General features: G+C 71.8%; 8 protein-coding genes. 6 read left to right on the forward strand and 2 right to left on the reverse strand.

Going from position 1 to position 12,296, the window contains the following annotated elements; genetic code table 11:
• Window positions 1-298 precede the first annotated feature (298 nt).
• Window positions 299-1,654, reverse strand: a complete 1,356-nt coding sequence (gene gabT / locus ACZ5WK_RS33015; protein ID WP_465553038.1) for a 4-aminobutyrate--2-oxoglutarate transaminase — start codon at window positions 1,652-1,654, stop codon at window positions 299-301.
• Between the two features lie 240 nt (window positions 1,655-1,894).
• On the opposite strand from gabT, the gene ACZ5WK_RS33020 reads away from it, so the two are divergent.
• From ACZ5WK_RS33020 to ACZ5WK_RS33030, 3 genes are all read left to right on the forward strand, one after another.
• A complete protein-coding gene (locus ACZ5WK_RS33020) occupies window positions 1,895-3,982 on the forward strand; it encodes an ATP-binding protein (RefSeq protein WP_465553040.1) in 2,088 nt (695 codons plus the stop codon).
• Between the two features lie 173 nt (window positions 3,983-4,155).
• Window positions 4,156-5,721, forward strand: a complete 1,566-nt coding sequence (locus ACZ5WK_RS33025; protein WP_396325609.1) for a PucR family transcriptional regulator — start codon at window positions 4,156-4,158, stop codon at window positions 5,719-5,721.
• A gap of 232 nt (window positions 5,722-5,953) precedes the next feature.
• A complete protein-coding gene (locus tag ACZ5WK_RS33030) occupies window positions 5,954-7,396 on the forward strand; it encodes an aldehyde dehydrogenase family protein (RefSeq protein WP_465553042.1) in 1,443 nt (480 codons plus the stop codon).
• Window positions 7,397-7,514: 118 nt separating this feature from the next.
• Here the strand turns inward: ACZ5WK_RS33030 and ACZ5WK_RS33035 are convergent, their stop codons facing one another.
• Complete coding sequence (locus ACZ5WK_RS33035) at window positions 7,515-8,180, reverse strand: NAD(P)H-binding protein (RefSeq protein ID WP_465553044.1); 666 nt, start codon at window positions 8,178-8,180, stop codon at window positions 7,515-7,517.
• 122 nt (window positions 8,181-8,302) lie between these two features.
• On the opposite strand from ACZ5WK_RS33035, the gene dxr reads away from it, so the two are divergent.
• The 3 genes from dxr (at window position 8,303) to ispG (ending at window position 12,275) form a co-directional block, all read left to right on the forward strand.
• Window positions 8,303-9,532, forward strand: coding sequence for a 1-deoxy-D-xylulose-5-phosphate reductoisomerase (gene dxr / locus ACZ5WK_RS33040; RefSeq protein WP_465553046.1), 1,230 nt, complete (start codon window positions 8,303-8,305; stop codon window positions 9,530-9,532).
• Between the two features lie 135 nt (window positions 9,533-9,667).
• The gene (locus ACZ5WK_RS33045) at window positions 9,668-10,972 is read left to right on the forward strand and encodes a M50 family metallopeptidase (RefSeq protein WP_465553048.1); all 1,305 of its coding nucleotides are present in this window, start codon (window positions 9,668-9,670) and stop codon (window positions 10,970-10,972) included.
• A gap of 142 nt (window positions 10,973-11,114) precedes the next feature.
• Window positions 11,115-12,275: a flavodoxin-dependent (E)-4-hydroxy-3-methylbut-2-enyl-diphosphate synthase gene (gene ispG / locus ACZ5WK_RS33050; protein WP_396325604.1), complete on the forward strand. Its 1,161-nt coding sequence runs from the start codon at window positions 11,115-11,117 to the stop codon at window positions 12,273-12,275.
• Window positions 12,276-12,296: the final 21 nt, after the last annotated feature.

Consider the following 12,296-nt stretch of genomic DNA (forward strand, 5'->3'; position numbering starts at 1 on the left):
GTGCCGCGGACGGGTCCGCCAATGGCTGAGGCTCGCTGTCCATCTGTCATGACACTACGTCAACGGCTGTGCCGCTCCGAGTGGCTTCAGCGATTCCGCACAGCATCTTCACCCCGGCCGGGCCACCGTTCGGACACCCCCGCACACCAGGCCGAACCGGGCCGAACCGGGCCGCGACAGCCGAACGGCCCGTGGGGATGAGAGTCCCCACGGGCCGTTCAGCGCTGTCCGGACATCCCTCCGGCGGGTCTGGGTCGCCCCGTGGGACGGCCGGTGTCGCCCTGCGGGCGCCGCCGGCTCAGGCGGTGGTGACGCCCTGGAGCGAGAAGGCACCCTCGAGGATGTCCAGGCCCTCGTTCAGCAGGTGCTCCGGCATGACCAGCGGCGGCAGGAAGCGCAGCACGTTGCCGTAGGTACCGGCGGTCAGCACCACCAGGCCCTCGGCGTGGCAGGCCTTGGCGATGGCCGCGGTGGCCTCCGCGTTCGCCTCCTTGGTGCCCGGCTTCACCAGCTCGATCGCGATCATCGCGCCGCGGCCGCGGACGTCGCCGATGATGTCGAACTTCTCCTGCATCGCCCGCAGGCGGTCCAGCATGATCTCGCCGATCCGCTGCGCCTTGCCGTTGAGGTCCAGCTCCTTCATGGTCTCGATGGAGCCCAGCGCGGCGGCACATGCCACCGGGTTGCCACCGTAGGTACCGCCCAGGCCACCGGCGTGCGCGGCGTCCATGATCTCGGCGCGACCGGTCACCGCGGCCAGCGGCAGACCGCCGGCGATGCCCTTGGCGGTCGTGATCAGGTCCGGGACGATGCCCTCGTCGTCACAGGCGAACCACTGGCCGGTCCGGCAGAAGCCGGTCTGGATCTCGTCCGCGACGAACACGATGCCGTTGGCCTTCGCGAACTCCACGATCGCCGGCATGAAGCCCTTGGCCGGCTCGATGAAGCCGCCCTCGCCCTGGATCGGCTCGATGATGATCGCGGCGACGTTGTCGGCGCCGATCTGCTTGGTGATGATCTCGATCGCCTGGGCGGCGGCCTCGGCGGCGCAGTTCTCCGCACCGGTCAGCCAGCGGTACGGGTAGGCCACAGGCACCCGGTAGATCTCCGGGGCGAACGGACCGAAGCCCTGCTTGTACGGCATGTTCTTCGCCGTCAGGCCCATGGTGAGGTTGGTGCGGCCGTGGTAACCGTGGTCGAACACCACGACGGCGGTGCGCTTGGTGTAGGCGCGGGCGATCTTCACCGCGTTCTCGACCGCCTCGGCGCCCGAGTTGAACAGCGCGGTGCGCTTGTCGTGGTCACCCGGGGTCAGCTCGTTGAGCTGCTCGGCCACGGCCACGTAACCCTCGTACGGGGTCACCATGAAACAGGTGTGGGTGAAGGCGGCCAGCTGCTCGGTCGCCTTGGCCACCACGGCCTCGGCGCTGTTGCCGACATTGGTCACGGCGATGCCGGAGCCGAAGTCGATCAGCGAGTTGCCGTCCACGTCCTCCAGCACGCCACCGTTGGCGCGGGACACGTACACCGGCAGCGTGGTGCCGACGCCGGCCGCCACCGCACCCAGCTTGCGGGCCTGCAGCTCCTGCGACTTCGGACCGGGGATCGCGGTGACCAGGCGGCGCTCCTGCGGGAGCGGCGTTGCGGCGCTCATGGGTTTCTCCAGACTTCTCGGCTCGGTGCTTCGCAGGCTACGGCCGCCCTCCCCGGCCAGGCATGCGCCACTCGGTAGCACTGGGCCGTCCGACTTGTCCGGGGCGGCCAGCGCGGGTGGTGCGACTACCCGCAGGCTTCGCTCCACTACATTGAGCGCGGGCGTGTCGCCGGTACGGCGGCATGGGTATGGCGGCACCGACGACGGTCGGGCCGGGCGGGCGAGGGAGCGGGGCCGTACATGGAACTGGACGGGGCGCAGGGCCACGGCGAGCGGACCACCACCAGACCCCCCACACCCCTGCCCCATCCCCGACCCGCCTTCGACCTCCGCACCTGGGTCGCCGCCCCCCGCCCCGAAGCCCCCCCGGGCATCTACCGCCAGGGCTACCAGCAGGTCGACCCCGAGCAGGCCGAAGAGGCGAAGGTGCCCACCGGGCCATTGCTGCTGCGCGCTGCCTTGAACGTGGTTGCAACCATTGCCACGTACTACATCGGCACCGTTGTGTTGATGTATGCGGCGGGGTTCCTGCTTCGTTGGTTCGATGGAACGTCTCCCGAACAGTTCGATGTCGTGCAGGTCCTGATCAACCTGGTCACCATCAGCTGCGCGGCGGCTGTTTTCTGGCGGACCGGCCGGTGGCGGGAGGTGGCCCGCCGATTCCTCACCCGCTCGGGCTGGCGGCAGAACATCGCTCCCGTGCTCGCACGAGCCATCACCCATGAAGGGCCGGGACCTGTCAAGCCGATGTCGCCGCCGGAGGCGGGACCGGTTGCGGACCCGTGGCTTGCCCAACGTATTGGTGGGGGCGAGGCGGCGGCAGGCAGACTCGACCGGGAACCGGTCGGGGACGTGGACTATGTGCGGATCCAGCGGGCGTGGGAGTCGGCCCAGGCCGACCGCGTGTTCGTGCCGGCGTTTGTGGAGCAGGTGATGGCCCGCGGCGCGGCAGCATTCAGCCATCCGTCGGGGAGTCGGGATCTGCACGGGCGGGCCGCGCATCACGATCTGCTGGTACAGCAGGTGCGGCTCGGGACGACGCAGGATGTTCCGAAGAACTCGCAGATCTACCGGACGACGGGGTTTGCACTCGATCCGACCCTGCTTGGCACCTCACTGCTGGCAGTCGGCCCGGCGGGCACCGGCAAGACGGCACGACTGGCCCGGCCCGCCGCCGAGGCGCTCTGTCTTCAGGCGCTGGCAGGGACGGCGTGTGCGGTGGCGATCGGGGCTGCGGACGCCGATCTCGGCCCAGACGCCTGGTACGACGTGGTGATCGCGCCGGGAGAGCCGGGTTCCGCCTACGGGCTGGACCTCTACGGCGCCACGCAGGACCCGGACGAGGCTGCCGCTCGGTTGGCGGACGCACTGCTGCCGGACGAGCTGACCGCACGTGCGGAGAGCGCCCGCATGGCGCTCCAGCAGGTGGTGGGTCCGTTCCACGCCGCCTACGGCCGCTACCCCGGTGTGCGAGAGCTGCGGGGGCTGCTCTCGGGTGAGGCGGGCGTGACGGACGCATTGGTGAAGGCCCTGCGGGTGGCGGGCCGACTGGAGACGTACGAGCGGGACCTTGAGCACCGTGACCTGCAACGGGGCAGGGCGGACGACCCGGGCGCACTGCTGGCGGACCGGCTGGCACTGCTGGACAGGCCGGCTTTCGAGGGAGCGTTCATGACGGACGGCTCCGGTCGGCCGCCGTTCGCGATGCGTGCCCTTGATCACCCGCTGCGGGTACGGGTGAAGCTTCCAGAGCGCAGTCACCCGGAGGCGGCGCGCATTCTGTCCCGACTGGTGGTGGGGCAGTTCGTTCTGGCGGCCGTTGTCCGTGAGGATCGTTCGCTCTTCGCCGGTCTCGTGGTGGACGACGCGTCGGCAGCACTCGATGCGAGTACGGTGCGGGGCCTGCAGCGGATGCGCGGCGCAAACGCCGGCGCGGTTCTGCTGCTGCGCACACTCATGGACCTGCCGGAGGCGCTTAGGACCCCGCTGTTCGGTGCCGTCGGGTGCCGAATGGTCTTCCCCGGCATCGCGCCCTGGGACGGAAAGTTCTTCTCCGAAGCCTGGGGCACTCACGTGATACACGAGAAGGTCGTCACCCATGTCCCGCAGACGGAGGGCGGCGCCCTCCGGCGGGCCGGGCGGTTGGGGCGGAAGGCATTGTCGGGGACGACCGCGCAGACCGAATCGGTGACCACCCGGGACGTGGAGCGGTTGCGCTGGTCGCCGTCGGATCTGGCGCACGCGTTGCCGGCGGGGCATGCCGTGGTGTCGTTGACGGCGGTGTCGGGTGAGCAGGTGCCGCCGCTGCTGGTGGATCTGCGGGGCTGAAGCTCGCCTTCGAGGTGGATTCGGCAGTGCCGGTTGTCCGGGGCGTCCATAATGAGAGGAGAGACTCCCCCCTCGACCCCCACCCCGAACCAGAAGCCACTGAAGCCCCAGCTCCTCTGCCCTCTCCTCGCCCGGCCGCAACGGCGCGGTCAGGTCGTTCCCTCGAAGGTGCCATGCCTCCCACACTCGCCTCCGTCGTCCGCAACACCTCGCTCCATCTGACGGTCCTCGCCGGTGCGGACCATCTGGAGCGGCCGGTCCGCTGGGTGCACACCAGCGAGCTGGACGACCCGACGCCGTTCCTCGAGGGCGGTGAGCTGCTGCTCACCACCGGTATCAAGCTGGGCCGTACCGCCGCCCAGCTGCAGGCGTACGTGCACCGGCTGGCCGACGCGGGCGTGGTGGGGCTGGGTCTGGGTGTCGGGCTGTCGCACACGGAGGTGCCGCAGCCGCTGGTGGACGCGGCGGCGCAGCGCGGGCTGCCGCTGTTGCGGGTGCCGGAGCCGACGCCGTTCATCGCCATCAGCAAGGTGGTGTCGGCGGCGCTGGCGGCCGAGCAGTACGAGGCGGTGACGACCAGTTTCGAGGCGCAGGAGGAGCTGACCCGGGCGGCGCTGGGCAAGGACGGCACCACGGCGGTGGTGCGCCGGCTGGCGGCGCGGCTGGGTGGTTGGGCGGCGCTGTACGACGGGTCGGGTGCGCTGTCGGTGGTGGCGCCGGACTGGGCGGCCCGCCGGGCCGGCCGGCTGGCGGCCGAGGTGGACCGGCTGCGCCGGCGCCCGGCGCCGTCGAGTGCGGCGCTGCAGGGGCGTTCGCCGGGGATAGACACGGCGGACGAGGACTACGTGGTGGTCCAGTCGCTGGGGGCGGACCGGCGGGCCCGGGGCTTCCTGGCGGTGGGGACCGAGGACCGGATCACCCCGACCGAGCGGTACGTGCTGAATGCGGCGGTGGCGCTGCTGACCCTCACCCTGGAGCGCTCGCGCGAGCTGCGGCAGGCGGAGGAGCGGATGGGCGCGGCGCTGCTGCGGATGGTGCTGGCGGGCGAGGTGGCGACGGCCCGGCAGGTGGCGGCTGGGCTGTTCGGCGGTCTGCCGGAGGGGACGGTCCGGGTCATGGTGGCGGGCGCCGGGCAGGGCGTGGACGCCGCGGAGGCGCTGGGCGAGCTGGGGGACCGGGCCGAGCAGGCGGGTGCCCGGGTGGGCGAGAAGCTGCTGGTGGCGCGGGAGGACGGTGCGCACGGGGCGCGGCTGATGGTGCTGGCGCTGGACAACGGTTCGGTACACCGGGCCTGTCTCGGTGTGGTGGAGGAGCACGAGGGGCTGTCGCTGGGCGTCTCGGCGCCGGCCGCACTGGAGGAGGCGGGGACGGCGCACGCGCAGGCCGAGCGGGCGCTGGCGGTGGCGCTGCGTGGTGGCCGCCGGTCGGTGGACCACGAGGAGGTGGGCGCGGGTTCGCTGCTGCCGTTGCTCGGGGAGGACGCGGTGACGGCGTTCGCTGAGGGGCTGCTGCGTCCGCTGCGGGAGCACGACCGTACGGCGCGTGGTGACCTGGTGGCCTCGCTGCGGGCCTGGCTCTCCAGACACGGGCAGTGGGACGCGGCCGCCGCCGATCTCGGCGTTCACCGGCACACCCTGCGGTACCGGATGCGGCGGGTCGAGGAGTTGCTGGGCCGCTCGCTGGACGACACGGACGTGCGGATGGAGCTCTGGCTGGCGCTCCGATCCGGCGAGGAGTAACACCGGCTCCGGCCCGAGCCCCCCGCCCGGCCGGCCCCGGTCCCACGGACCCCGGCCCGTCCAGCCCCGGCCCCGGCCCTGCGGGACCCGTCCGGCTGGACGCTGTGGAGTGCGCGCGGAGGCGAACGCTACTCCGTGGCCAATCCGGGTCGGCGTGCCGCCGCCCTACCCTCGGTTTCAGGCTCCACGTCCGTGGGGCCGTGAGGACGACGAGGAGAGGGCCGGTACCACGGTGACCACCACGTACGAATTCTGGCTGGCCGGCCGCCGGGCGAGCGGCGACGCCGACTTCGAGGTGCACAACAGCTGGGACGGCCGCCTGGTCGGCAAGGTCAGCGTGCCGACCGAGGCCCAGGTCGAGGAGGCGCTGGACGCCGCCGTCGCCGCGCTTCCGGTGTTCGCCGCGACCCCCGCGTACGTGCGTGCCGCCGCGCTGGACCACGTGGCCAAGCGCCTGGCCGAGCGCACCGAGGAGATCGCCCGGCTGATCACTGCCGAGAACGGCAAGCCGATCAAGTGGGCCCGCGGTGAGGTCGGCCGTGCCGTCTCCGTCTTCCGCTGGGCGGCCGAGGAGGCCCGCCGGACCAACGGCGAGACCATGCGGCTGGACACCGACCCGGGCGGCGTGGGCCGTTTCGCGGTGGTGCGCAAGTTCCCGCGCGGCGTGGTGCTGGGCATCGCGCCGTTCAACTTCCCGCTGAACCTGGTCGCCCACAAGGTCGCCCCGGCGATCGCGGTCGGCGCCCCGATCATCCTCAAGCCGGCTCCGGCCACCCCGCTCTCGGCGATGGTGCTGGGCGAGATCCTGGCCGAGACGGACCTGCCGGCCGGCTCCTGGAGCGTTCTGCCGGTGCCGAACGACCGGATGCCCGCCCTGGTGCAGGACCCGCGTCTGCCGGTGATCTCCTTCACCGGCTCGGACAAGGTCGGCTACCAGATCATGGACTCGGTGCCGCGCAAGCACACCACCCTGGAGCTGGGCGGGAACGCCGCCGCCGTGGTGCTCGCCGACTGGTCCTCCGAGGCCGACCTGGACTGGGCCGCCACCCGGATCGCGATGTTTGCCAACTACCAGGGCGGCCAGTCCTGCATCTCGGTGCAGCGCGTGATCGCCGACGCGTCCGTGTACGACGCGCTGGTGGAGAAGGTCGTGGCCAAGGTCCGGGCCCAGGTCACCGGTGACCCCAACGAGGACGCGACCGATGTCGGCCCGCTGGTCGACGAGAACGCCGCCAAGCGGGTGGAGTCCTGGGTGGACGACGCCGTCGCCAAGGGCGCCAAGGTGCTCACCGGCGGTACCCGCGAGGGTGCGACCTACGCCCCGACCGTGCTGGCCGACCTGCCGGCCGACGCGATCCTGGCCAAGGCCGAGGTGTTCGGCCCGGTTCTGTCGCTGCACAAGGTGGACGGCACCGACGAGGCCTTCGCCGCCGTCAACGACTCGGCTTTCGGCCTGCAGGCGGGCGTCTTCACCCGTGACCTGCAGACCGCCTTCCGCGCCCAGCGGGAGCTGGAGGTCGGCGGCGTGATCATCGGTGACGCCCCGTCCTACCGCGCCGACCAGATGCCGTACGGCGGCGTCAAGGACTCCGGCGTCGGCCGCGAGGGCGTCAAGTACGCGATGGACGACTACACCGTCGAGAAGGTCCTGGTCCTCACCGGCCTGGACCTCTAGGACGGCGCACCGACAGGACGGCGCACCGACAGGACGGCGCACCGACAGGACGGCGCACCGAGGGCCCGGCACCGCTTCAGCGCGTGCCGGGCCCTCGGTGCGTCGACGTCCGGGCCGGTCAGGCGTGCCCGGCGGCCGCCGCGACGGCCTCCGCCACGGTGGCGTTGCCGGAGACCAGTTCCAGGGTCTGCCCGGCGGTGCCCGGCTCGTGCAGCAGCGCGGCCAGGACGGCGGCCACGTCGGCCCGGTCCACCGCGCCGCGCCCGACGGACGGGGCGAGCCGGACGAGGCCGGTGCCCGGTCCGTCGGTGAGCCGGCCGGGGCGCAGCACCGTCCAGTCCAGCGTGGTGCGGGCCCGGACGGCGTCGTCGGCGGCGCCCTTGGCCTGCAGGTAGGTCTCGAACACGGGGTCGGCGGGGTAGTGGGCGCCGGCGTCGGCGCCCATCGAGGAGATGATCAGGTAGCGCCGGACGCCGGCGAGTTCGGCGGCGTCGGCGAACAGGACGGCGGCGTCGCGGTCGACGGTGTTCTTGCGGGCGGCTCCGCTGCCCGGTCCGGCGCCGGCGGCGAAGACCACCGCGTCGGCGCCGGTGAGCAGGGGGGCGAGTTCGTGGACGGTGGCGGCCTCCAGGTCGAGCAGCAGCGGCTCGGCGCCTGCGGCCTCGAGGGCCTCGGCCTGTTCGGGGCGGCGGATGATCCCGGCGGGCCGGTCGCCGTGCTCGGCGAGCAGCCTTTCCAGCTTGAGCGCGATCTGTCCGTGGCCTCCGGCGATGACGGTACGCATGGCTTTGACGGTAGCCGGGGCGTCCGGCGGCGTCCTGCGGAGGAGGGGCGTCCCGGGGAGGAGGGGCGTCCTGCGGAGGAGGGGCGTCCCGGGGAGGCCGGCGGGCAGGACACAATGGGCGCATGACTTCGCTCGCCCACCCGCAGCTGCGCTTCACCCCCGCGGTGAAGGACCCTTCCGCTCCCCGGGAGCTGGTGATCCTCGGCTCCACCGGTTCGATCGGCACCCAGGCCATCGACGTGGTGCGCCGCAACCCGGACCGTTTCCGCGTGGTCGCCCTGTCGGCGGCCGGCGGCCGGGTGGAGCTGCTCGCCGAGCAGGCCCTGGAGCTGGGCGTGCACACGGTGGCGGTCGCCGACCCGGCGGCCGAGCCGGCGCTGCGCGAGGCGCTGGCGGCGAAGGCGGCCGGCCGGCCGCTGCCCGCCGTGCTGGCGGGCCCGGACGCGGCCACCGAGCTGGCGGCGATGGAGTGCCACTCGGTGCTGAACGGCATCACCGGTTCGATCGGCCTGCGTCCGACTCTGGCCGCGCTGGAGGCGGGCCGGGTGCTGGTGCTGGCCAACAAGGAGTCGCTGATCGTCGGCGGTCCGCTGGTGAAGGCGGTGGCGAAGCCCGGGCAGATCGTGCCCGTGGACTCCGAGCACGCCGCGCTGTTCCAGGCGCTGGCCGGCGGCACCCGGGCGGAGGTCCGCAAGCTGGTGGTCACCGCCAGCGGCGGCCCGTTCCGCAACCGGACGCGTGAGCAGCTGGCCGGCGTCACCCCGAAGGACGCGCTGGCGCACCCGACCTGGGCGATGGGCCCGGTGGTGACGATCAACTCGGCCACCCTGGTGAACAAGGGCCTGGAGGTGATCGAGGCGCACCTGCTCTACGACGTGCCGTTCGAGCGGATCGAGGTCGTGGTCCATCCGCAGTCGGTCGTGCACTCGATGGTGGAGTTCACGGACGGGTCGACGCTGGCGCAGGCCAGCCCGCCGGACATGCGGATGCCGATCGCGCTGGGCATCGGCTGGCCGGACCGGGTCCCGGACGCGGCGCCCGGCTGCGACTGGACCAAGGCGGCCACCTGGGAGTTCTTCCCGCTGGACAACGAGGCCTTCCCGGCGGTCGAGCTGGCCCGCGAGGCGGGGTCGCTGGGCGGCACCGTCCCGGCCGTCTTCAACGCGGCGAACGAGGAGTGCGTGGAGGCGTTCCTGAACGGCCGCCTCGCCTTCACGGGAATCGTGGACACTGTTGCCAAGGTCGTGGCCGAGCACGGGGCGCCGGCGTCGGGAACTTCTCTGACCGTCGAGGACGTCCTGCACGCGGAGGACTGGGCCCGCGCCCGGGCCCGCGAGCTGGCGGCGGGCTGACGGCTCCGGCCGCAGTGCAGCGGTACCGCGGGACCGACGGGCCGTCGTACGGTAGGTCGCCCTGCCGTACGACGCTCTACGGCACGACGCGGTACGACAAGACGACGAGCGGAGCGGCATGACGGAGGGCCAGCTGTGGCAACGGTTTTGACGGTGGTCGGCATCCTGGTCTTCGCGGTCGGGCTGCTCATCTCGATCGCCTGGCACGAGCTGGGCCACCTCTCCACGGCCAAGCTGTTCGGCATCAGGGTGCCGCAGTACATGGTCGGCTTCGGCCCGACGGTCTGGTCCCGGAAGAAGGGCGAGACCGAGTACGGCTTCAAGGCGATCCCGCTGGGCGGGTACATCCGCATGATCGGGATGTTCCCTCCCGGTGAGGACGGGCGGATCACCAAGCGCAGCAGCTCGCCGTTCCGGACGATGATCGAGGACGCCCGGGAGGCGTCCTACGAGGAGCTCCAGGAGGGTGACGAGAGCCGCCTCTTCTACACCCGCAAGCCCTGGAAGCGCGTCATCGTCATGTTCGCCGGCCCGTTCATGAACCTGATCCTGGCGTTCGGGCTCTTCCTGACGGTCAACATGGGCTTCGGGCAGCCCACCGCGCTGCCGACCATCGGCTCGGTCTCCCAGTGCATCGTCAAGGCCGGCCAGCCCACCGACGTCTGCCCGGCCGACGCGCCGCCGACCCCGGCCTTCCAGGTCGGCCTGAAGCAGGGCGACAAGGTCGTCTCCTTCGACGGTGACCGGATCCGCGACTACGACCAGCTCCAGGCGGACATCCGCAAGTCGGCCGGCAAGGTCGTGCCGATCGTGGTCGAGCGCGACGGGCAGCAGCTCACGCTCACCCCCACGATCGCCGTCAACGCCGTGCAGAAGTTCGACGGCAACAATCTGCCGGTCAAGGGCGAGACCGTGCAGGCGGGCTTCCTCGGGTTCACCCCGAAGCGCGCGATCGTCCAGCAGACCTTCGGCCAGTCCCTCGACCGGATGTACGACATGGGCGAGAACGGGGTGAAGTCGCTGGCCGCCCTGCCCGGCAAGATTCCGGGCCTGTGGAACGCGGTCGTCGGCGACGCCCCCCGCGACCCGGACTCGCCGATCGGCATGGTCGGTGCCGCCCGGGTCAGCGGTGAGGTCTTCTCCCTCGACATCCCCGGCAGCCAGCGGATCGCCTTCTTCGTGAACCTGCTGGCCGGTATCAACCTGTCGCTCTTCCTGTTCAACATGCTGCCGCTGCTCCCGCTGGACGGCGGCCACATCGCCGGCGCGGTCTGGGAGTCGGTCCGCCGGCGTCTCGCACGGCTGTTCAAGCGGCCCGACCCGGGCCCCTTCGACGTGGCCCGGCTGATGCCGCTCGCCTACGTGGTGGCCAGCATCTTCATCGGCTTCACCCTGCTCGTGCTGGTAGCCGACCTGGTGAACCCCGTCAAGATCAGCTGACGGTGCGGGTACGGCTGGTGTGCCCGGGGCCACCACCGTGCCGTACCGTTGGAGGCCGGGTGCGCGTTCATCGGCGCGCCCGGCCCCGGCCTTCCCGAACGGCCGGACCGACCTCACCTCAACCCCGGGGAACCCTGCGCACATGACCGCGATCTCGCTCGGTATTCCGTCCCTGCCGCTCAAGCCGCTCGCCAAGCGCCGTTTCTCCCGGCAGATCATGGTCGGCAACGTTCCGGTCGGCGGCGACGCGCCCGTCTCGGTGCAGTCCATGACCACCACGGTGACGGCGGACATCAACGCCACGCTGCAGCAGATCGCGGAGCTGACCGCCTCCGGCTGTCAGATCGTCCGGGTGGCCTGCCCGTCGCAGGACGACGCCGACGCGCTGCCGATCATCGCCAAGAAGTCGAAGATCCCGGTCATCGCGGACATCCACTTCCAGCCGAAGTACGTCTTCGCCGCGATCGACGCCGGCTGCGCCGCGGTCCGCGTCAACCCGGGCAACATCAAGGCCTTCGACGACAAGGTCGGCGAGATCGCCAAGGCCGCCAGGGACGCCGGGGTCCCGATCCGGATCGGCGTCAACGCGGGCTCGCTCGACAAGCGCCTCCTGGAGAAGTACGGCCGGGCCACTCCCGAGGCGCTGGTCGAGTCCGCGCTCTGGGAGTGCTCGCTGTTCGAGGAGCACGACTTCCGCGACATCAAGATCTCGGTCAAGCACAACGACCCGGTCGTGATGATCAACGCGTACCGCCAGCTCGCCGCCGCCTGTGACTACCCGTTGCACCTCGGCGTCACCGAGGCCGGCCCGGCGTTCCAGGGCACCATCAAGTCCGCGGTCGCCTTCGGCGCGCTGCTCGCCGAGGGCATCGGCGACACCATCCGGGTCTCCCTCTCCGCCCCGCCGGCCGAGGAGATCAAGGTCGGCAACCAGATCCTGGAGTCGCTCGGCCTGCGCGAGCGCGGCCTGGAGATCGTCTCCTGCCCGTCCTGCGGCCGCGCCCAGGTCGACGTCTACAAGCTCGCGGAGGAGGTCACCGCCGGCCTGGAGGGCATGGAGGTGCCGCTGCGCGTCGCCGTCATGGGCTGCGTCGTCAACGGTCCGGGCGAGGCCCGCGAGGCCGATCTCGGCGTCGCCTCCGGCAACGGCAAGGGCCAGATCTTCGTCAAGGGCGAGGTCATCAAGACCGTCCCCGAATCGAAGATCGTCGAGACCCTGATCGAGGAGGCCCTCAAGCTCGCCGAGCAGATGCAGGCCGAGGGCGTCGAGTCGGGTGCCCCGACCGTGACCGCTGCGGAGTGACCAGCGGACGGTAGTTTCCGG

This window comes from Kitasatospora sp. NPDC032757, from assembly GCF_055579305.1.